15 protein-coding genes and 1 other RNA gene are annotated in these 21,572 nt (G+C 49.6%); 2 read left to right on the plus strand and 14 right to left on the minus strand.

The window, feature by feature from the left end; translation table 11 throughout:
• Window positions 1-103 precede the first annotated feature (103 nt).
• The 4 genes from JW883_01510 to JW883_01525 all read right to left on the minus strand — a co-directional run bounded on the left by JW883_01510 (window position 104) and on the right by JW883_01525 (window position 4,833).
• Entirely contained in the window at window positions 104-511 is a 408-nt protein-coding gene (locus JW883_01510; protein MBN1840943.1) for a response regulator, read from the minus strand.
• 245 nt (window positions 512-756) lie between these two features.
• The gene (locus JW883_01515; GenBank protein ID MBN1840944.1) at window positions 757-3,030 is read right to left on the minus strand and encodes a response regulator; all 2,274 of its coding nucleotides are present in this window, start codon (window positions 3,028-3,030) and stop codon (window positions 757-759) included.
• Window positions 3,027-4,181: an FIST C-terminal domain-containing protein gene (locus JW883_01520; protein ID MBN1840945.1), complete on the minus strand. Its 1,155-nt coding sequence runs from the start codon at window positions 4,179-4,181 to the stop codon at window positions 3,027-3,029. Before JW883_01520 ends, JW883_01515 begins: the two co-directional genes overlap by 4 nt.
• A gap of 460 nt (window positions 4,182-4,641) precedes the next feature.
• Entirely contained in the window at window positions 4,642-4,833 is a 192-nt protein-coding gene (locus tag JW883_01525; protein MBN1840946.1) for a hypothetical protein, read from the minus strand.
• A gap of 1,127 nt (window positions 4,834-5,960) precedes the next feature.
• Between JW883_01525 and JW883_01530 the strand changes: the two genes are divergently transcribed.
• Window positions 5,961-7,361 (plus strand): cytochrome B6, encoded by a 1,401-nt coding sequence (locus JW883_01530; GenBank protein ID MBN1840947.1) that lies wholly within the window; start codon window positions 5,961-5,963, stop codon window positions 7,359-7,361.
• Between the two features lie 215 nt (window positions 7,362-7,576).
• A complete protein-coding gene (locus tag JW883_01535; protein MBN1840948.1) occupies window positions 7,577-7,921 on the plus strand; it encodes a hypothetical protein in 345 nt (114 codons plus the stop codon).
• A gap of 242 nt (window positions 7,922-8,163) precedes the next feature.
• Here the strand turns inward: JW883_01535 and JW883_01540 are convergent, their stop codons facing one another.
• The 10 genes from JW883_01540 to JW883_01585 form a co-directional block, all read right to left on the minus strand.
• Window positions 8,164-8,448, minus strand: coding sequence for a GIY-YIG nuclease family protein (locus tag JW883_01540; GenBank protein ID MBN1840949.1), 285 nt, complete (start codon window positions 8,446-8,448; stop codon window positions 8,164-8,166).
• Between the two features lie 139 nt (window positions 8,449-8,587).
• Window positions 8,588-8,943: a transfer-messenger RNA gene (ssrA, locus tag JW883_01545) on the minus strand.
• Between the two features lie 87 nt (window positions 8,944-9,030).
• Complete coding sequence (smpB, locus tag JW883_01550) at window positions 9,031-9,492, minus strand: SsrA-binding protein SmpB (protein ID MBN1840950.1); 462 nt, start codon at window positions 9,490-9,492, stop codon at window positions 9,031-9,033.
• Between the two features lie 12 nt (window positions 9,493-9,504).
• Entirely contained in the window at window positions 9,505-11,295 is a 1,791-nt protein-coding gene (gene ptsP / locus JW883_01555; GenBank protein ID MBN1840951.1) for a phosphoenolpyruvate--protein phosphotransferase, read from the minus strand.
• Between the two features lie 2 nt (window positions 11,296-11,297).
• Entirely contained in the window at window positions 11,298-11,567 is a 270-nt protein-coding gene (locus tag JW883_01560) for an HPr family phosphocarrier protein (protein ID MBN1840952.1), read from the minus strand.
• A 182-nt stretch (window positions 11,568-11,749) separates the two neighbouring features.
• Window positions 11,750-16,045 (minus strand): CoA activase, encoded by a 4,296-nt coding sequence (locus JW883_01565; GenBank protein MBN1840953.1) that lies wholly within the window; start codon window positions 16,043-16,045, stop codon window positions 11,750-11,752.
• A gap of 587 nt (window positions 16,046-16,632) precedes the next feature.
• Window positions 16,633-17,010 carry a polymer-forming cytoskeletal protein gene (locus tag JW883_01570; protein MBN1840954.1) on the minus strand — a complete coding sequence of 126 codons (378 nt, stop codon included), beginning with the start codon at window positions 17,008-17,010 and terminating at the stop codon, window positions 16,633-16,635.
• A complete protein-coding gene (locus JW883_01575) occupies window positions 17,000-18,814 on the minus strand; it encodes a hypothetical protein (GenBank protein MBN1840955.1) in 1,815 nt (604 codons plus the stop codon). Before JW883_01575 ends, JW883_01570 begins: the two co-directional genes overlap by 11 nt.
• A gap of 21 nt (window positions 18,815-18,835) precedes the next feature.
• Entirely contained in the window at window positions 18,836-19,822 is a 987-nt protein-coding gene (locus tag JW883_01580; protein MBN1840956.1) for a hypothetical protein, read from the minus strand.
• Window positions 19,801-21,159 carry a L,D-transpeptidase family protein gene (locus JW883_01585; GenBank protein MBN1840957.1) on the minus strand — a complete coding sequence of 453 codons (1,359 nt, stop codon included), beginning with the start codon at window positions 21,157-21,159 and terminating at the stop codon, window positions 19,801-19,803. The genes JW883_01580 and JW883_01585 overlap by 22 nt, the downstream gene beginning before the upstream one ends.
• Window positions 21,160-21,572: the final 413 nt, after the last annotated feature.

The following is a 21,572-nucleotide window of genomic DNA, read 5'->3' on the forward strand; positions in this document are numbered from 1 at the left end:
GAGTCCCGCCAGACCCCCTCTACGGCCCGCACAGCCCCATTTGCTGACTACCTACCCAATTGCGCTTTCGCTATATAGAATATCCAGCCATTATATACTGCTTTTACTTCTCAATATGATGTCCCAGCCGGCAGTTTTTAATCTTTTGGAGAATAACGTCTCTTCTGAAAGGCTTCTTTATGTAATCGTCACAGCCTGCCTGTATGGAGGTAATCACCGTGTCTTTGTCTGAATAGCCAGACACCATGATTATTTTGGCCTTTTTGTCGTCGGGAATATTCTTTTTCCTCTCCATATCCCGGATTGTGTAAAGTACTTCAGTCCCTTCCATATCGGGCATAGATATATCTAGCATTATCAAATCAAAAGGGGCCCAGTTCTCCCACGCTCTTCTGAAAGCCTCCACAGCGGCCTCACCTGTCTCCACCGATTCACATTTACCCACGCTCTCCATAATCGTGCTGAGCTTCTTTCGTACAACATAATCATCATCGACAACAAGGATCTTCATTCATTCCTCCTTATTCAGAGGCAAATAGATGATTCAGGATGAAACTAAAGATACGATATGATGAGATCAATGGCTTCATCTCCACGCAGCGGTTCGACGATTACTTCGTTGAACCCCCTCACCATCCAATTCCGGCATATACTGATCAAGGACGACGAGGTAAAAAGGATATACCTTCTAACTTGCATAGGCAGTCTGATCGGTCTTAACAAATCCAGCCTGCTAACCAGGATCGTTCGTCAGGATCATGGCTGAGAACAGCTTGCCACATATGTTCTCAGGCGATCAAACTCAGTTAGTACCTTGTCCAATGCAGATGGGATTGTCTTCAAGTCATTTGACTTGCATAGGCTTTCGATTTGCTCAGCTATACTGGCAAGCGGCTTGGCCTCCAGGGTGGCGGCTCCACCTTTAATAGCATGGGCGTTGCGCCGCAGGACCTCAATGTCTTGCTCGCTCAGGGCCTCCCGCATGTCTTGAATCTGCGTTTCTACCTTTTCGATGAACTGAGCCACAACTTCGTTAAGAATGTCCATATCTCCAAATTCTTCCGAAGCCACGTCATAGTCAATAGGCATAACGTCCTTGGGAGAGGTATTGTCATTTTCATCCGGAAAGGAATTACCAGATCTATCTGGCGTCTGACATGTCAGAGCAATCCATCGATCCACAACAGCAAGGAGTGAATTCCGTCTGATTGGCTTTGTCAGCACGTCATCCATATTCGCTTTTTTACAAGCGTTTCGTGTCGCTAAGTCGGCGTTGGCTGTTAGAGCCAGTATTGGTACGTTTGCACACAACGCACTGCGGGATCGGATGTGGCGGGTTGCCTCATATCCATCCATATTCGGCATTTGAATGTCCATCAGGATAAGATTATATTTGTGGGCTTCACAGGCACTCACAGCTTTTTCTCCGTCCTCCACAATCGTGACGGTATAGCCGGCCTTTTCAAGGTGCTGACGTGCGACGCGTTGGTTGACGGGGTAATCTTCGGCCACAAGGATGTGTCCGGAGCGATGCCGATTCTGCTCCAGAGGCAGACTGCCTCTGTGGGCCGCCTGGGTTTCATTTTCCGGTTCAGGCGTACATTCGCTCATTTCCAGGGGCACGGCGAACCAAAAGGTGCTGCCCTTGCCCGGTTGGCTTTCGAGGCCCATTTGTCCGCCCATGAGGGTCACAAGTTGCTTTGCAATGGTGATTCCCAAGCCCGTACCGCCGTATTTCCGAGTGGTGCTTTCATCGGCCTGCACAAAGCTATCGAAAACAGAGGGTTGCTTGTCCAGGGGAATGCCGATCCCCGTATCAATGACTGAGAATCGGATGGTGGACACATTACCTTCGGTCTCAACCGGTTCGACCTTCACGGTGACAGAACCTTCGTGAGTGAATTTAATAGCATTGCAAGCCAGGTTCGACAGGATCTGGCGCAGCCGGAGAGAATCGCCCATGACATATCGGTATACATTATCCTCCATCAAGGTTCTGAATTGTAAGCCTTTTTTCCCCGCCTGCACATGGACGCTGCTCACTACAGTCTCCAAAAGATGCTTCAAGTCAATCGGGCGACATTCAAGTTTGAGCTTTCCGGCTTCTATCTTGGCATGGTCTAGGATCTCGTTGATAAGACCCAACAAATGCTGAGATTCCTCCAAGATGATGCGGCCATGCTCATGACATCTCTCAAGCGAATCAGATCTGATAACAATCTCAGAGAAACCGATAATACCGTTTAGGGGCGTGCGTATCTCGTGGCTCATTTTGGCAAGAAACTGACTCTTAGCCTGATTGGCAGCTTCGGCTTCATCTTTTGCCTCTTTCAATGCTCTCTCAGCTTCCCTGCGTTCAGCGATTTCGCGTTTAAGATCTTTGTTAGCCTTCGTCAATTCCTCCGTACGGTCGGCCACCAAATCCTCCAAATGGTCCCGATGCTTTTCAATCTCCTTCTCCGCTCGTTTGCGTTCGCTTATGTCCAGGAAGGTTTCAATCAGGTGCTTGCGTCCATCTAGGACAATTGAGGACACTGTCTTCAGAATCGGCAGTGTTTTTCCGTTTACCTGGAGTAATACCTGCTCCGACTTGTCAATTTCCTGTCCCAAGTCAGTAATGGGGCACTTTTGTTTTTCGGCCGGACAGACAAACCCATGGCATACTCGACCGATAATTTCTTCTTTTGGGAGACCAATCATCTCGCTTGCGGCTGGATTCACATCGACCATCACGTGATCTTTTGCGTCTACAATCATGACTCCGGTCTGTATGGAACCCAGTATGGTTCGCAATCGCTGCTCGCTTTCCAGCAATGCGTCCTCCACCTTCTGGCGCTCTTCGATCTCTTGCTGCAGGAGAATATTGTTTTCAAAAATTGAATAGGCATCACCGGCCGAATCGACACTCTTTTCTACTCGCGTCATGAGAACCTGGTTGATCTTGTCCTTTTTGGCAAGCTCAACTTCCAGCGCTTTCACCTCATTCCTTAGCGCCTTAATTTCGTCATTATGAACGGCCTTTTTTATCATGGTGTTCCCCCAATGGCGACTCCTGTGAGGGTCTGGTTAACATGAATGGCGTTAAACTGCTCTCCGTATGTGCTAAAGCCCAAGATTTTCTCCTTCTTCAACGCATCTCGGACGTCACTTAACAAATCCTTTTCCTGGACTTCCAGTCGCCTGAGGATACAGTCACATCCAATCACAAGCTCTGGATTCGGTATTACATCCCTTATTGCCGACAATTGCTTCTGAAGGTTTTCTATAAGGTCAATGCCTTTAGCAAGCGTGAGAACAAGGCCGTTGTCAATGGCGCAGTAAAACGAGAGGCTTTCATCGTCGTTAACTTTTTGAATGGAACGCACATAGTGGTTGCCCCCAATTTGCAGTATCAGCGGATAGCTGGAAAACACCGTCGGATTCAAATCGTCGGTCTTCAATCCCAGGATGTTAGCATACGCCAGGGCGGCCGGTTCACCGTCAATCTCAATAACTCGTCGGTTCTGAGGATCGGCTTCAGTGATAACAAGCTTTGTTTCCGTTGGTACAAAATGTTGGGTTTTGAATGTGATAAAAGGCAATGTGGTCTCAAAAAGTGTAAAAACAGCGGCATCGGAGTGAAAACGGCCATTGTGATATACATGCGTTTTTTGGAAATTCAAATCATCTCCTGCCGAACCCCCAACAATAGGAACGCCTCGAAACCATCTGTGCAGATGCGTTATAGTTATCTCCTCAAGCATAGACATACCATCCACCAGTAAGAGACCAAACATATGTTTACTGTTGAATGCCGATGAGAAAACAAGTTCTTCCTGCGCAGATGAGGCTAATGCCTCGAAGTCCTCACCAGACAACCTGCCAAGAGGACTTAGCAAATGGGAATGCATTCTTAGCGCTCCTGTGTCAGTGTCACCTCCCAGGGAGGCCCCTACCAGGGTACCCTCGTGATAGCCCGCCGAAGTGACTTCGCCCGCTGTGGTGCAACCTATGATAGGGCAGGGAAACGTCTCCTTTAGGTATTCACCGAGATGGTCCAGATCGAATTTTGATGAACAGAAAAAGACCACTCCATCCATATGTTGTTGACAGATCTGTTCGCAAAGCTCCTTTACTGCCTGTCTTGCGGCGGTGGCGAATGACGAGCCAATTTTGGATCTCAGGACCGGTTGCGTCGACATATTGGCACTCCTTCCTCTAAGTTAAACAAAATTTGACAAAACGATTCGCACCAAATTTTAGCATATAACATGCCAACATGGGCAGTTGTCAAATAAATGAGTTATTTCTGCAGGTTAAAATAAGGCGAGGGGTGTCAAAAGTTCAGCGCATTTCCGAAAATGTTTAAACATGCTCGTGATATGTCAAAGTACTGACGGTCAGCCTAGGCAAGCTTGCTTCCCCAAAAGGACCCTCCGCTACGATTTCTGAAGAAGGTTTGGCGATCTCAAACGGCACAGCAAACTAACGACGGGAGGCTTCTAGTTTATTGTTCTTGCCAAACAATTCAAGTTTTACAGGTTGATTTTATTGTAAATTTACAAAAAACCACTCTATTTGAAAACCAGAACAAAAATCAAGGTGCAACATATAAATGTGTACGTCTCATGTACCCTATCCTTTTGTTATAACTGGATTTTATTAGCTCTTTTGGGGACGTAGCTCTTTTGGGCCCTTTACATTTGTACATTTTGAATCCGAAAGTGAAAATGTAAAGGGCATCCCTAAAAACTCGCCATCGAAATCTTTGTCATCAAAGAAACCGGCTTGTGCAGAAATTACGACAAAGGGGACCAATAAAAAAGCCACTACAACAGCAAACAGGCCTTTCATGTCAAAGCCTCCTTGTCTAAAATCTCGGTTTTGAGTGTAACAATGGCAGCGAACAACCAGATAACAGCAAGAAAGCAGAAATCTCACGAAAAGTCAATGGGTTGGCTCTTAATGCCCTGAAAAACATGTAAGTCGGGTGTAGGGAACGCAGCGTGACAATGACTGGCAGGAATCAGGGATCAGCCCCAAAAACCACCAGGCGTCTGGAAATCTGCCAATCGGCGGTAAGTAGATCGTCATTGCGAGGAGAAAAAATAGCAGAACAAAACCGTTTCATGCTTATAGGAAGCTGAATAGATAAAATCATAGACGTGCCGTAGGCTTAGCATATGAATGCCACTTCATAAACTGTAAAACTAAAGGGCGTCCCTCAAATCCAGTTTGCGATGGTTTCGGACTACTATACCTGTGGTACGATGTCCCTGGGGAACAAGGAAAGCGTCACGAAGAGGAAGTTGCAGAGTTTGCCAAGGCGACAAGCGAAGACGGAATCAAGTTCCATTCGCTCACCTATCAGGAGCTGATTACCACATTGGCAAAGCAATTTCGGTCAGAACATCATGAGTATATTCGGTATCTCACTGAGAGATACCTTTAGGAAACGTGGCTGACAGCAATGGAGAATTCTGAACCACGCCTTGCACTTGACGGCTATTCCGCTGGGGCTCTATAGCCAGGAGTGATACTGCCGCTCGACTATAAATGCCTGCCATCGAGCCAACCTCTTGAAAGTCTTCGTTTTATGTGATATCCGAATCATATCTCTGCCGGAATCTTCAAATCTCCGATCATTTATTATGGCAAGATTGATGATCTAGCCTTCCCAAGTTGACCCTCAAGATGTTGTGTGGTTCCCTCTCGTCAGCTGTTTTCGGCACAGAGCTGCCCCCATACACTCCTTCTTTCTGGCGGAACACATTCCTAATCTAGTGGCTGTGACCGGTACTTGGGGCTGCATGGAATCCCTTTTCTGCATAACGTACATCTACCCATGAAATACATGTTTTTTTCTCACAAAATACAGTCTTCACCTTATTGTCAGGACGGATTGCCCAAAGCTAATGTAAACCTTGCTTTTAATGGCTGGGATTGTTTCGCAGTAATCTGAACAAAAAGGAGGACAAAAAATGAGACAGCAATCTGGGAAGGTCAGGTGGGTGGTTATAGGAGCGCTTTGTGCGTTTGTGAGCACAATAGGGGCGGTCTACGCCGCGGAGATGGTACAGAGCAGCTATAGCCCCGTGGTCATCAAAGAACCCTTTGCCAAGACCATGGCTCGCATGAAGGCTGCCAAACCGGAAGTCATGGAACGTCAGATGGATTTGCTTAATAAACGATACGACTTGAGCAACAGACCCGCCAAGGGCGTGACGATGTCTGGAGGAAAGGCAGTCCAGGAAGGGGTTCGGGCCAAACTGCCTAAGGGTATGACCTGGGAAAAGCTGGGGAACATGGCTCCCGAAGAGATTCGAAAAGAGGACCTATGGCCCATAGGGTTCCTACCTCTGCCCCATCCAAACCATATGGAAGGAGGCATGGTCTTTCCCAAGTTCCATATTGACGAGATCAAGAAACAAGAAGGGCGTGACCTCACACGATTTGATCTGGATTACGACTTGCCGGATCATTTTCTGCCGGAGTTTCCTCCGCCCATCTACCTGACTACCCGTCCTGACCTCGGAGACGTATCTCAGGGTAAAGTCGTCACCATTATGAATTATTATGAATTGTTCAATGGAATCCTCAATCCCAAGCAGCTGGAGGGTTTGAGGTTGCTCGTGACCCCTTTTCCACAACAGCAGTTCAATCAGACCGAAGACCGCCGTTCTGAACTCCCCAGCAGAGGCGTCACATGCTTCGACTGCCACTTAAACGGGCATACGAATGCTGCGACCCATCTGGTTGGCGACATCCGCCCTCAAGAATTCAGGCACGGTCTAGATACGCCGCCCCTAAGAGGAGTGAACATCCAGCGCTTGTTTGGTTCCCAACGGGCCTTGAAGTCTGTGGAAGACTTCACGGAATTTGAGCAACGGGCGGCTTACTTTGATGGTGATCCGGTGATCGCGACAAAGAAAGGGGTGAACGTATTGGAACGAGCGAGCCAGGTCCATTTCATGGCTGAGTTTCAAGCGCTGCTGGATTTCCCTCCAGCACCGAAGCTGAACATATATGGAAAGCTTGACGAAAAGAAAGCTACCGAGTCTGAAATGAGAGGCCAGGAGCTATTTTTTGGCAAAACTAAGTGTTCAGCATGTCATCCTGCTCCCTATTATACCGATAATCTCATGCACAACCTGAAAACGGAACGCTTTTTCAAGCCACGCATGGTGAACGGGCGGATGGCTGCGGTTGATGGGCCTATTAAGACTTTCCCCATCCGAGGGATCAAGGATTCTCCTCCCTACCTCCACGACCGTCGGTTGTTGACTTTGGAGGACACCGTGGAGTTCTTCAACCTAGTGCAGGAACTCAAGCTGACAGACCAAGAAAAGCGGGACCTAGTAAATTTCATGAGAGCCCTCTAGTTGTTTTCCGTTGGTCTCTTAAACAAAAGGCGGGGCCTTTGAAGGGCTCTGCCTTAAGGAACATCATCAATGGTTGACAAGGCCAAAGCCTGTATTAACATGTCCATGAAACAAAGGCCTTACATTATAGGTTAAGGCCTCTATCCTCAGTTGGTTTTTATTGAGAAACAGCTGACGAACAGTACCTTCAAAACATTTAACTTAAGGAGGCAAGGATGAAAAAGGTAGGAATGATGGTCTTGATTCTGTTGGGTGCGGTGACGCTTCTGGGACACAACTATGCTTTGGCGAAAGAACCCCATGGTGATATGCGGGGAAAAGCACGTTTTGATAAAATGGATACAAACAAAGACGGCAAGATCAGCCAAGACGAACACATGACAAAGTGCGAAAAAGGTTTCAAGGCCATGGACACCAACAACGATGGATTTCTAACCAGAGATGAATGCGGGAAAGGTTGGGACAAACACAAGGAGAAAATGAAAGAAAAAAAGCAGAAGGGGCATTCTTACAGGAATACCAGTGTTCCACCCTCTGAGACCACGCCCGCTGAAGAGTAACAATTCAGTTCTACTTGGGGCATCTTTTCAAGAAGCGAGGGCAGGTCTTTATGGCCTGGCACAATTTCAGGGACGCCCTTTAGTTTTACAGTTTCGGGCGCACTGGGGGACGTATATGTTTTTATGCTATTCAGCTTTCTGCCGGGAGATCTTCCAACCTTTTATTGCCCTAATGATGACATGATGGAACGTCACAGGCGTTTCTTGGCAAAGGCAGGACCGGAGGGGGACAAGTTGACGGGCTAACGGCGTTTCTTGCTCAGCTCTGTGAGCCCCAATTTGTTCCCGGAAATCAGGGCTTCCTTCTTGGCGTGAGTCCATTTCTTGATTTGGCGTTCACGGGCGCATGCCGTTTCTGCACTGGGGTGTTCCTCAAAATAGACGAGGCTGACAGGTCTGCGTAGTGCTGTATAGATGGCGGCTCTTCCCTTGTTGTGTGCATGAAGGCGTTCTTGGAGATTTTGCGTGCTTCCAACGTAGTATGAACGGTCGGCACACGACAAGATGTAAGTATAAAACCTTGGCATTTAATTGGGGCAGGCCCTTCGACGCGCTCACTCCGTTCGCTTGCTCAGGACACCATTCGACTCGCACCGTAACAGCCATGCCATTCCTTAAAATGGCCTGCCATGAGCGAGCCTTATGCGAAGCAAAAGGTGAGTCGAATGGTGGAGGCGGCGGGAGTTGAACCCGCGTCCGACAATATTCCACACAGGCATCTACATACATAGCCTGAATTTTGAGTTTCGTCTCTCAAGGCTCCTTCAGGCAGGATTCTTGATTGACTATCTTGTTAAGAGTTTCGCCTGGTGCGTAACAAGCAACCGCAAAAGGCTATCCTGCTAGTCGACGCCCTGACCCGGATTCGCAGGAAAACCCGGCAGGACGCTAGCCGGTATTAAGCGGCTAGAGCGTAATTATAATCGTCTGCGATTATTTTAGTTTCCGCCGTTTTTGCGAGCTGGCAGAAGCTCGGTATGCAACCCATGTTTCTATATCCCCGTCGAAGCCGTTTCGCCCCCTTCATAAAATCGCTTGGGAAAAAACTACTGACACAATAAAGGCCGGCAAACGATTATGGTATTATTATAAACGCTCCAGCTGTCTTGTCAACCCTTTCCAGCCTCACGCTTTTCACGTTGCAATTCCCGTGCTTCCTCTCGCTTTCGAATTGCCTGCCGCTTGTCGTATTTCCTCTTCCCTTTAGCCAAGGCCAAGACAACTTTTGCCTTGCCCCTCTTGAAATACACCTGCAGAGGAATAAGCGCTTGGCCTTTCTCCTCCACCTTGCCGGTAAGGCGTTTGATCTCCCCCTTGTGTAACAAGAGCTTTCGAGTGCGCAAGGGATCGTGATTCCCGTGGGCCGCATAGGGGTATGCGCTTATGTGCATATTGTGAAGAAACACCTCGGCGCCCTGAATTCTGGCATAGCTATCCTTGAGGTTTGCGTTCCCGAGTCTCAATGATTTGACCTCAGTGCCAAGCAAAACCATGCCTGCCTCGTATTTGTCTAGAATGAGATAATCGTGCCGGGCCTTGCGGTTCTGGCAGACAATCTTGTTGATAACCACCTCCGTGAGTGGTCAGTGATCGACAGTATCATTATAGGAAAAGGTGGCCGTCTCAATAGACGGTCCAAAGGTTTCCTGAATAAGCTTCAGGACATCTGCGGAAGTCGCCTGCTCCAGCATCCTTTGCACGAGGTGCTTTGACTCCTCAAAGGAAAGCCTACGGACGACATTCTTGATTGCAGGGATGGAGATGGGGTTCATGCTGACAGCATCCAGTCCCAGGCCGAGGAGCACAGGGACATTGATAGGATCTCCCGCCATCTCACCGCATAACGTGACCTGAATCCCCGTCGCCTTGGCAACTTCCACGACTCGATGTATCATCCTCAGCACAGCAGGGTGGAGTGGCTGATAAAGGCCGGCAACATGCTTGTTGACCCGATCGATGGCTAGAGAATACTGGATGAGATCATTGGTGCCGATGCTAAAAAAGTCGACCTCTCTGGCAAGCATATCGGCCATTACAACGGCTGAAGGGACTTCGATCATGGCGCCAATCTGAATGTCATCTCTAAAAGGAATCCCCTCCCTGTCCAGAGACTCTGCCGCCTCATTCAGCATCTGCTTTGCCTGAACAATCTCCTCAACCTGGGATATCATAGGGAACATAATCCGGATATTGCCGAAATATGCGGCCCTGAGTATGGCACGGAGCTGGGTCTTGAAAATTTCAGGCGACTGGAGGCAAAACCGAATGGCTCGAAGACCCAAGGCCGGGTTCATTTCTTCTCCCGCCCACGAAATGCTGTCGGCAAACTTGTCTCCGCCTATGTCCAGGGTCCGGATAGTAACTTGTCTGGTCCCCATAATCTCGGCCAGGTCCCTGTAATTGTCAAAAAGGTCCTGCTCTGAGGGAAGGCTTGGCCTATTCAGGTAAAGAAACTCGGTCCGGTACAGGCCGATATCGTCTCCCCCGTGGTCGATGGCTGACACAACTTCTTCTATCAGCGTGATGTTAGCGCTGACCGTCAAATGATGCCCGTCTGTTGTCTCTGCCGGCAGGTAACTGCTGCGGGTGACTCTGGCCAGGAAATCCTCAAACAGGTCTTTGCGTTCATGATAACGGGTAAGCGTTTCTTCGCTTGGATCAATAATGACGACGCCTGCGCTTCCATCCACAATGATGAGGTCACGTGTCTTAATGAGTTGGGTTGCGTTTCCCAGGCCGAGTACTGCGGGGATCTCAAGGGATCGGGCAACAATGCCGGTGTGCGATGTTTGGCCGCCAAGGTCTGTCATGAAGGCCTTGACCTTTTCCAACTGTATTTGGGTTGTCTCAGCCGGAGAAAGGTCGTGGGCCACGATAATGACCCTTTTGTCTATGTCAGAAATCTTAGAAGGCCCTGTCCCAAGGAGGTTTTCCAGGATAAGCTTGTAGACATGGGCGATATCTGAAACCCTGTCTCGAAAATAGGGATCTCCCATCTGGTTGAAAACCGACTTGACCTTTCCCACAGCGATCTTCAAGGCCCATTCGGCATTAACACTTGTCTGTTTGATCTGTTCAATCGTCCCGTCATAGATCATCCTGTCTTTAAGAAGCATCATATGGCTGTCAAGGATATAGTTGTGATCCCGATACTCATCCGGGACTTCCCCAATGATTCTATGAAGGTATTCCTGGGCTTTTGTTACGGCGTCTTTGAAACGATTTATTTCAGATTGGATTTCTTCGGGCTCGACGAAACGCTTTTCTATGACGTCAGTATTTTCCTGCTCGAAAAGAAAGGCCTTGCCAATGGCAATCCCGGGCGATGCGCCAATACCCTGGACTACCAGATTTTTTGATGTAGAATCAGCCACTGCTATAGCTCTCCAAAACCGGCTTCAATCAATCGGGCAATCCGGTTCAATATCTCACGATCATCCGGGTCGGTTATTCTCACGGTCACCTCAGTACCACATGGGCAATACAGACCTATGATATCAAGTATGCTGGTGGCATCCGCTTCCTGGCCATCCTTTATGACAAACACGCCGGCGTGAGCCTGCTCGGCCAAACGGGCAACCTTGGCGGCAGCACGGGCATGTAAACCCAACTCGTTGGGAATGGTCAGATCTTGACTCAGTTTCAAGTTATAAAATCGCTCCGCGATTTTATGTAACGCCCGCCTTTGGCGGGCTCAAAAAAAATCCATCTGGAATCAAGTATGACAATTGCATAATAAATCTGAAGTTTAATACACGTAGTCAAAATGTCAAAGGCAAAAAATTAAAGGTCCGTAATTACTTTTAATTTTAGGCACTTTAGCTCACTTTAAGCACTTTTCCTCTCTCCCCCATGTCCTTCGAGGTAAAGCCTGGCCTGATGCATGAAGGCCTCAATCCGGGTAATCATATTGGTCCCCCTCTGTCCGTCATAAACGGCGTGCAAAACCGGGATGTTCTGGTAGGCTCTCAGGGCGTTCTTAAAGATCGGCACTGTGATATTGCCAAGCATACAGTTAAGCACAAAAAGGTTGCAGATACCGGAGATCCCTGAAGCAGCAAAGCGTCTGACGCGTGTCGTTAGTGTAGCTAGCACCGGATCGATATCATAGTAGATGAAGGGTCTGGTTTCACGAAGAATGGTTTTGGCGTCAAGAGTTCCAAAGGGACGCAGTTCGCTGGGCAGGCATGCTTGTGCCTGTCTGACCCAGGACATAACCCACTGGTTGCGTAAAAAATAGTAGAAAGCTGAACCCACCTTTCCTTCTCTCAAGCGACCTCTGTGGTAATAATGCTCGGAAAAGAGGGTGTAAAAGTTTGAGACTGCAAGACCATGGATCATCACTTCAGCGCCCAGTTTCTCAAGGGTCTGTACAAGGTCCTGGTTGGCCCAGCTATTTAAGACCGTGTAGAATTCCCCGACAATGCCAATGGTTGGACGCTTCTCGGATCGGTCAACCGGCACGGTCCCAAGGGCCTTCACTGCTCGTTTCAAGGCCGAAAGGACCTCCCAACTCCATACGGAAGGCCTGCCGTTTGGGTGGGCTACGGCCTCGGCAATAGCCTGAATGCCGTCGGCATAAAAACGATCGGTCTCTCCCGGATTTTTCTCATAAGGCCGCACGTGAAGTCGAACCCTTTCAAGCACTTCAGCAGCTAACCAGCCTTGCCACAAAAGTTTGGTAAATCTCAGGCCGAAAAGTCCTGAAAACTCGTCAAAGCGCGTAGAAGTAAGGGGGGCAATGACGGGAATTTGAGGCAACCCCATGCGTCTGAAAAGATCGGCATGTCCGATCCCGTATTGAGAAAACCTGCAGGCCCCATCGTAGTTTTGCATCAAGACGGCGGCACGTTCAGGATCGAAGTCCGGCCTGCGGGTCAGCTTCACAAACTCCCCGCAAGTGACAATGAAGGGATGACACTCCCTGCCGGAGGTAACCTGTCTTCCCAGGTGCTCGCTCTCATCGTCGGGTTCAGGAAGTACTTGCGCATCAAGGCCGATGGCCTGAAAGGCAGCCTTAACCACTGCACAAAAAGCAGTTGATACATAGGGAAAATAGAGGGTCCGATTCTCCAGACGCTTTAAGATATATCTCTCAGGATTCCAAGCGTCGATGCTCCGTTGCCTGGCCTTAATCACCAGGTTGAGGCGGCCGGACACGGGCTCCCTTGTCCCTTGCGCACTATCCAGGGTGTCCAGAAATGCTTCGATGCGGGTCACCATGCCTGCATCGCCCGTGTGGTCGTCCACCTCTAGTACAAGGCAGGGTTTATTAGGAATTTCCGCCTCCATATATTTCATGAGGAAGGAATCCGGCCCGCACGCGAAGTTAGTCAGCAGCACCGGGAAGAAACGATTGTCGTTTCGCATCCAAATGAGTGCCCTCAAAAGATCGCGGGTGTTTTTCCAGACCACATTCTCGTACTGATCGGCAAGGGCGATTTCTTCAATGGGTAGCATATCAAAGGGAATTACAAGGTGTCCTGCCTGCCTCAATTTCCTGGAAAGATGAAGATTAAGGCCTGGATCGAAGATATTGTGGGTCTTGCCCAACAACACAAGGCACCGGTCCGTTGGTCCCATGGAGGCCAGAATCTCCTTGCCACGGTTCTTGCGCCATTTTTCAAAGTCCCTCTGTGATTGCCAGGCCTCCCCTATGGCCTTTCCGGTTTTCTCAGCACTATGGCCCAAAGACTTACCCAGATCCAATAGCACACGATCAACCTCCCGCCTTGAACGACTCCACCGCATGATTGGCGCCAGCAGTTTAACGCTTGAGCCCATGGCTGCTTTCACCATATAGGGCAAGGACTGAACATACGGGCAATTATAGCTCCGGGATTTCTGATTGCCGGCGTCTCGGTGATCGATCTCGCAAGGGAGTATAATCCGGCCCACCCCTTTTGATATGAGATCGACAATGTGACCGTAGACTGCCTTCACGGGAAAACAGGTCTCCGAGGGAACATGAGGGAGACCTCTTTCGATTAAGCTCTTGTTCGTGCCTTCTGAAAGAACCAGAGGATGGCCAAGTCTACTGAAAAAAGTGCTCCAAAAGGGAGAGTAATCGAAGAAGCTCAAGGCCCTGGGAATGCCGATACGCTCTCCGGCCCCTTCTGAAACGTCTCTTTTCTCGTCAAAGCCCTTCATGAGCTGACTTCGCCGCTCCCTGAAAAGATCAGGCACGTGGGCATAGGCATGACGATCAGAGGACTTATCGTATCGTCCGCACAGGCTGCCATAGTAAGAGCGGAGCGTGCCATCTATAAAGATTTGATGAATACTGCACAGATTAGGACATTTTTGGCATTCAAAGGTCTTCACCTCATAGGGACGATCCTTGAGATGGAATCCTGCAAATCGGCTGGACCCGCGCTCGCGGCCGACGGCTGCCAATGCTGCGCCCTGGGCGCCAGTGACATTATGGTGCTCCGGGCTGACTAGGGGCTTCCCCAGGATATTCTCAAAGGCAGCCGCAACGCTCTGATTCGCGGCCACCCCTCCCTGAAACAAAATACGGTTCCCCACCTTTTTGGCGCCGACCACCTTTTCCAGATAGTTGTATGCGATGGCATATGAAAGTCCTGCGGTCAAATCGCTTAGGTTCTCGCCCGTTTGTTGGTGATGAATCAGATCAGATTCCATAAATACCGTGCACCGAGCGCCAAGATCGGCCGGCCTACCGGAGGAAAAGGCAAGATCACTGAAGGTCTTGCGGATCGGCACCTTAAGGCGAGCAGCCTGTTCTTCCAGAAAAGAGCCTGTTCCGGCCGCGCAGACTTTGTTCATCTCAAAATCCACTACTTGCCCATTATTACATCTTATGTATTTGGAGTCCTGGCCGCCAATCTCTATAATGGTATCCACTTCAGGGTCGAAGTGCATGGCCGCCCGTGCCTGAGCCGAGATTTCATTGATCACCACATCTGCCCCGACAAAATCTCCAATGAAGTATCGCCCGCTTCCCGTCACACCCACTCCACAAACGCGCACATTATCGCCCACCTTGCGGGCCATCTCTTCAAGGCCTGCTCGAACCGTGTCAACCGGTTCCCCCTGGGTATACCAGTACTGTTTGGCAAGCAGTCGTCCCTGTCTGTCAATGAGCACGATATTTGTGCTGACGGCCCCGACATCAATACCCAGAAATAGATCAACAGAATCCCTTGGTTTTATCCCGTAGTATGTATCCGTTGTTTCCTTGCAGTCCTTTCGAGAGACCAGAGGTTTCAGGTGGGCTGCACGACTGCGATGTCCGTCCGTCTTAAGGGCGCTCCTGATGCTTTCAACAAGGCGATTCGTGGATTGGGGTAAACCCGTGGTCCGGCCACGGGCCATAAGGGCTGAGCCGAAGGCGCCCATCACAAGAAAATGCTCCGGGATTATGAGGCTCCCTGCGCCATGTCCCAAAAACGCCTCAAAGGCCCTCACCACACCTGGATTGGCAGCCACGCCACCCTGGAAAAGAACCGGTTTTTGAAATGGTTTCCCTTTACCCAGGTTGGTAATGAAATTAAGGGCAAGGGCATTGCAAAGGCCTGCAACGATATCAGATTTCGGCGTGCCTTCCTGCAGGAGGTGGACCATATCACTTTTGGCAAAAACGCTGCATCTGCCGGAAATTCTGGCTGGATGGTCGGCCCGAAGGGCCAGAGTCCCGATGTCTTCAACAGTCATGCCCAGACGGTGTGCCTGCAGGTCAAGAAAGGAGCCTGTGCCTGCTGCGCAAACCTCATTAAGTACATGGTCCGCAATCACGGGTTCACCGGTTTTCGCGTCTCGATTCACAAAGATGAGTTTAGAATCCTGACCGCCGATTTCGATGATGGTGCGAACATCCGGATAGAGATAACAGGCAGCCCTGGCTTGAGTGACGATTTCATTAATATCCGGCACGGAAAGGATATTGCCCACCAGTTTCCGGCCGCTTCCTGTGGCGACAATGCCTTCAAAACCGTCGAATTCAACACCTAGTTCCTCCAGGGACCCGAGTAGAATGGGCAACGGCCGTCCTTCAGTACGCCTGTAGATGGCCGTCTTGATCTGTGCTTCGGCGTCAATGATGACTATGTTCAAACTCACGGAACCGAGATCGATTCCCATGAACAACTTGGTACTCGTCATATTCGTCCATCAATGATGGCGATTGAAAAGATGTTTTCGGATCAAAAAAATAGGCCCAAGGTGCAAGGCTAAGGGCTCAAGGACATATCCTTGGGCTTTCAGGCCTAACGCCTTATGCCGTCGTAGTGTAGGCACTTTGCAGCTAATTATCTATCATGCCTCTCTTTTTTTAACAAGGCTGAAAGGCATTTGACAACACGGGGCTCAATTGGTAGTCTTTTTTCACAAAGTAGAGAGGTGGTCTGCCCCCTAATCCTTTAAACGAGGTTCTTGACATGATGGCTGACGAAGTTCTCATTTTCGGAAAAGATACTTGACCTTTCACCACTGCAGCCCGGGAGGCCGCTGCTCGTGAAGGCAAGAACGTGAAGTACCTGAACGTGGCAAACGATTCAAAGCACTTGGAAGCGATGTTTGAGCACTCTGGCGGAAAACGCAAAGTCCCGGTGGTTGTGGAAGGGGGAACAGTAACGATCGGCTTTGAGGGAAAGACCTGAGCTGTTTAGCTGTTTGGCCATCCCGTGAGGATGCAAAATGCAGTGACGAGCAGAGCCAAAAAAAGTCACGTTCGGGAAATGTCTCCAGGTCTAATCCTGGCCTCCGGGGACTTCCGTCTTGGGCACCGAGAGGTCGTTCTTGCCCTCAAGGGGCCTGACATTTCCGTTCAACTTGCCGCCGGCTTCCAGGCTTAAGCTCTTACAAATGATATTTCCACCAAAATTACCCGTCTGCAAGATTCTCAGGCTCTCATAGGCTGTGAGATCACCTTCGAAGTCACCAGCGATAATCATCTCGCGAACTTTCGCATGGGCAACAACCCGGCTTCCCTCAACAGTAATCACTGCGTTTCCAATAAGAGTTCCTTCCAATACGCCGGCTATGACCAGCTTTCCCTCCGCGTTTAAGGTCCCTTCTACTTTGAGACCTTTGTCGATGATAGAAAGGCCTCCGGACTTATCCGCCATGACGCACCCCTCTTTCCAAATCGAGCAGGATTGAGCCGATGACCATGCTCTCTTTTTGAACTACAATCTTGCATCTGTTACGATCAGTTGCGACTTCTCCTGAATCAATCTTTGAGGGAAAAGCCGAGCCATCAGAAAAAAGACGAACCTTTCTATGAATCCCCTTCAAAAAGGCTTGAACGCCGGCATTTGCAGCAATATTGGTCTTGATGTCGAGGATGTTGATGGTGTCTTGTGGATAAATGGGAAGCGTGTCTCCCGCAAAGAGACACTGCTTGACACCCTGGTTTATCTGGAGAATGACGTAGTCAAGCTTCGGTTCTGTTACCTCCACGAACAGTCGCCCCAACACGGCCTCGTGGTGAGTTACTACAACCTGATATTTTCCCCCTTTGCCATCGAGTGAATACCACTTCCAGAGATCCCGATCAGTGTGGATGACGCAGCCCCGATCCTCCCCTGTATTGTTCTGCCTGTCTCCCACATATCCCTTAAAATTCACTGTGATCTCGGAAGGATATGCCAAGTTGGTAGTGACATCCACCAACTCGAGTCTGTCTCCTTTTACCAATGCCACACTGGCATGATTCATAAAAAGGTGCTCTTCACTGTTGATCCTTGTCTTAAAAAACATAACTTCAGGCAGCGCAGAAACCGTATAGGCCGGCCTCTGACCTGGATCAAGAACGATGTTGATCATACCGCACGGGTGATGATCTTTCCGGACTATGACCTGAGTTCGACGTTCAATTCGAATCGGCTTTCCTATGTCATTGAATGTTCCATGATCCAGAACGTCTGCGGTTAAGCCGCGTTTGTAGTTCGCCTCGACGTTAGAGATGCTTACGACGTCACCTTGCCTTACGCGCAGCGTATGCCCGTTTGGAATGGCAAAGGGTATGTTGCTGTTTACTGCCATGACGATGTATCGCATGACCGGAGGATCCAGATAGATGCCCGGAGTTTCCGGCACAACGCCTAGAAGCTCCATAAAGGCGTTGATGGCAAGATTGTGGTGGCGCACTTTCGTCTCCAGAGACAGAGACTTGCTGCTCTCAATGCCAAACGCAGGGATACCGCACTGAAACAGGGCATAGTATGTTGCAGATTTTCGCTGCTCAGCGTGAAGGGTGTCGGGATCTTGTGTACGATGGTTGTTGAAACGGAACAGATGGCCCGGCTCCTTTATGTGGGCGTTCATTTTCTCTATGACACGCTCTGCCATGTCGCCCAAATGCAGGATTTCCCCGGTTTCGGGCACAGTGTAGATATTGCAGTCGGCAATAATCGATTGCCCATAACGTTTGGGGTTCCTCATGGGGCCTTCCCAACGATCGGAGTAAAAACCCGAACCATCATGGAGATTCAGGAGGCAGTCGCTTTCTGAAATGAGCTGTTTCAGGATAGAGACAATTTTCGTCTCATAGTTCTCTTTGGAACTCTGGGCAAACTTCCGGTTCATGTCTTCATTGATCTTGCGGCGGTTTAGGACAATGGAATAAAAATTTGCCCTTGGCACGACGATCAGATTCCCTTTGGCCAGCGCCATATCCGCATAGAGGTCGGCAGACAGGAATCCTCCGGGTTCGTTTCCTTGAATACCGCCTATAAGAAGCAGGGCCTTGCCAGGCTCCTTGCCGTATATCCTGTAAACATGAAGTTCGTGATCACTGCCCTGAAAAAAAACCTCATGGGTTCGTTTGGCCCAACCCATGGTAGGCATCAAACAAAGTGCAGCGAAAAGCAACAGCAAAATTGCCGCCCATTTCTTTTTCGAACCCGCAAATGCAAGGACTCTAATCATAAAGCACAGGCCTTCCCTTTGTCATTTTCGCAGTATTTCGGGCACCGGATAAACCTTCTCTAACAGCAGATCCCCCGTTTCTGTAAACACGTAAATAGTGGCGGTCTCGAATCGTTCAACATACTGTATCTGAGGGACTGTGCCGCGAACGTACTTGAACCGTGCAATGGAAAAATACTGCCCTCTTTTAAAGATAGTCGGCATACCATCCTTTAAAGGTGTCCACGGCGAACCTCTGGCAGGTTCTTGAGACCCCTCTTCGGGTTTGAAAATCACAAACGTGTATCCCTTGACCTTTCTGCCTGGGGGCCCAACGTTTTTTAGGCTGAACCGGAATTTCACCGAATGTGCCGCAATGTCTTGCCAGATTTCGACATTTTCGACCAAAAGCTCTTCCGGGGAGACCGGTTCGGCAGCTTCGTCACCCTCGGCAGGAGGCTCCTCTGTCGACTCGGCAGGAGAAGTCTCCTCCGCGTCTTCTGCTTCCTCGGAGGGGATATCCTTTGCATCCACACTGGCAAAGATAGCGGCTTTTCCCGATTCAGGCACAACCGGCAACGGCTTTTTCTCGGCCACGGGCTTGTCTTGAGCCTTGGCTGGTTCTGTCTTCTTCGCCAGCCGGACCTTCTTTTCCGGCCTAACCTTTGTTTGCGTCTCTGCCTTTTTCTCCGGCTCTGCCTTTTTCTCCGGCTCTGCCTTCTTGGTCTCCAGAAACGCCAAGCGAATCTGAGCCTCATCCCTGGCCTTGTTGGATGCAACCAGTTCTGCCTTCACGTCAGTCAGACCTTGCACCAGGGATTGGTGCCCAGAGAGCATTTTGTAATAGGAAACCATGGCAACAACCGCACAGACACAGAGGGCGGCAAAGCCTACGGTAAGACACACTATCAATGCTTTTGACACACGAAACGAGACAATCTTGCCGAGTTCTCCAACTAGAAGGAGAGTCCAGGACATAGCCCCTTTTGGTTCGCGGCGTGGGCTCGCTACTCTCGAATCTTGTGCCATGCTTCCCGATAAATCTTCCATAATCCCCCAACACGTTTCAGGCGAAGGCGTTTCATGCCCACAGACTGGTTTCCACTTGAACGGTATCGCTGCACAAATGTTGCAGTACTCTGGTTTGACTTCTGGCGGATATCCAAGTCTTCTATTAAAACGCGGATTGAATCATAGCGTTTGTTAAGTCTCTCCTTATAGCGAATCCAGGCCGCCAGGTCCATCCTTCGAGCGTAAAAATCGTCTGCATAGCACGCCCTATATCTTGCAATATCTTTTGAACTCCACGCTTCCGCCCATTCGGCGATAACTTCGGCAACAGCCTTGTAGTCTTTCTGCAAGCGGTCCAGCCGAGCCAGCGAGGCAGCCATCAGGTGGTTCGCTTCAGGTTTGGTGGCGCTCGGCTGGTACACCTCCTCAACGATCTTCCAGGTGTTCTCATCCTGTTCAAGAAAGAGCTTCTTCGTGCCAACAGTCATTGCGTGACGACCGAGGTGCAGGACCTGATCAAACAGAACCACGACACATGGGTTTCCCATAGTGATAGTCACGTTTCTAAGACCCATAGCAAAGGCAATTCGCGCCTTTTGCCATGGTGTGCGAATAGCATCCCAAGCCTCCCATAACCTGTCAATGCCTGCCGAAGGCTCGCTATAAGAGTCGCAATACTTGACCTTGTCTCCAGTGGTAAATGCGCTTTTCCAACCTTCCAAGAGTTCGGTGACACCCTTTCGGTTTGCGGCGTGGCTTTCCGGCGACACCATGTGAAGCCTTTGTTCTATGATGACCGGCGTGCGATTCAAGCGGACGTACGGCGCCAGCGTATCAATGTGACCGTTCTCCACCACCACGCAGCCGTTTGAATCACGGGGTTTGAGGGACTTGTTGGTTCCGTGGAGCCAGATATTGTTGCCGGCTCGTCCATGTCTCCGATCCAAAAGATTCGGATAATCCATAACAAAGGCCTTGTTGCCGTAAATCGGGCTCAACTCCCTCTTTTTAAAGGCCTTTGTGATAAAGTAAATCCCTTCGGGCGTCTTTCTGTCGCCGGATTTCTCCTTTTTCCCTGGAACTTCACCTGTTGAACAGGGAAACCTGTGCTTCAGGGTGAAGCCATCCTGGCATTCATAAACGCTAAGTGTCTGGGAATGTTTCTCAACGACAATCGCATGGGCCGGGCCATCATCCCAATCCAGGCTGATGAGACTCTCCGGAACGAAATCAACACCTGATTGCCGGCCAGGGGAGACGGTGCTGGCATGGGCAACCGTGAACAGAAAAAAAAGGGCCAGGCTCTGCAAGAGCAACGCCTTAATGACGCTGGAAGACTTTGAAGCAGATTTCATCTGAGAAAACATTGCCAAAGAGAAAATAGCTAAATGGTAACCGTTCAGCCCCCATTGCTTTTTTTGTCATGTCGACCGAAGGGAGAAATCTTTTGGCTTGGAATTTCGTATTTTCCGATCAAGATTTCTCACATTCGTTCGAAATGACAACAGGAGCTGAGCTGTTAGGGTAAACGAACCAATCGGCGGCCAGACGTCTAAATAGCATATCAACGCACGGCCCCATGCCTTCATTCACACAATGCAAGACCCGTGCCCTCGCACTGCATACTAATCCCACTTCCTTGTGTCATGAATCTTCTTATGGCCTTCTGGAATTGTTCCCTTTTGGACAAACTTGACCTTACCGCGCACACGCATGCTCTCAGGGATTGCGGCTTCCATGCGACCGATAAGCTCCTCAACAGGCTCAA

The organism is Deltaproteobacteria bacterium (assembly GCA_016930875.1).
In the GTDB taxonomy this organism is placed as follows: Bacteria; Desulfobacterota; Desulfobacteria; order Desulfobacterales.

Coding starts and splice junctions, on each gene's coding strand:
- JW883_01520 (MBN1840945.1), bottom strand. CDS start 4,181: ATGTCGACGCAACCGGTCCTGAGATCCAAAATTGGCTCGTCATTCGCC.
- JW883_01575 (MBN1840955.1), bottom strand. CDS start 18,814: ATGATTAGAGTCCTTGCATTTGCGGGTTCGAAAAAGAAATGGGCGGCA.
- JW883_01580 (MBN1840956.1), bottom strand. CDS start 19,822: ATGGCACAAGATTCGAGAGTAGCGAGCCCACGCCGCGAACCAAAAGGG.
- JW883_01515 (MBN1840944.1), bottom strand. CDS start 3,030: ATGATAAAAAAGGCCGTTCATAATGACGAAATTAAGGCGCTAAGGAAT.
- JW883_01535 (MBN1840948.1), top strand. CDS start 7,577: ATGAAAAAGGTAGGAATGATGGTCTTGATTCTGTTGGGTGCGGTGACG.
- JW883_01565 (MBN1840953.1), bottom strand. CDS start 16,045: ATGACGAGTACCAAGTTGTTCATGGGAATCGATCTCGGTTCCGTGAGT.
- JW883_01540 (MBN1840949.1), bottom strand. CDS start 8,448: ATGCCAAGGTTTTATACTTACATCTTGTCGTGTGCCGACCGTTCATAC.
- JW883_01510 (MBN1840943.1), bottom strand. CDS start 511: ATGAAGATCCTTGTTGTCGATGATGATTATGTTGTACGAAAGAAGCTC.
- JW883_01570 (MBN1840954.1), bottom strand. CDS start 17,010: ATGGCGGATAAGTCCGGAGGCCTTTCTATCATCGACAAAGGTCTCAAA.
- JW883_01585 (MBN1840957.1), bottom strand. CDS start 21,159: ATGAAATCTGCTTCAAAGTCTTCCAGCGTCATTAAGGCGTTGCTCTTG.
- JW883_01525 (MBN1840946.1), bottom strand. CDS start 4,833: ATGAAAGGCCTGTTTGCTGTTGTAGTGGCTTTTTTATTGGTCCCCTTT.
- JW883_01530 (MBN1840947.1), top strand. CDS start 5,961: ATGAGACAGCAATCTGGGAAGGTCAGGTGGGTGGTTATAGGAGCGCTT.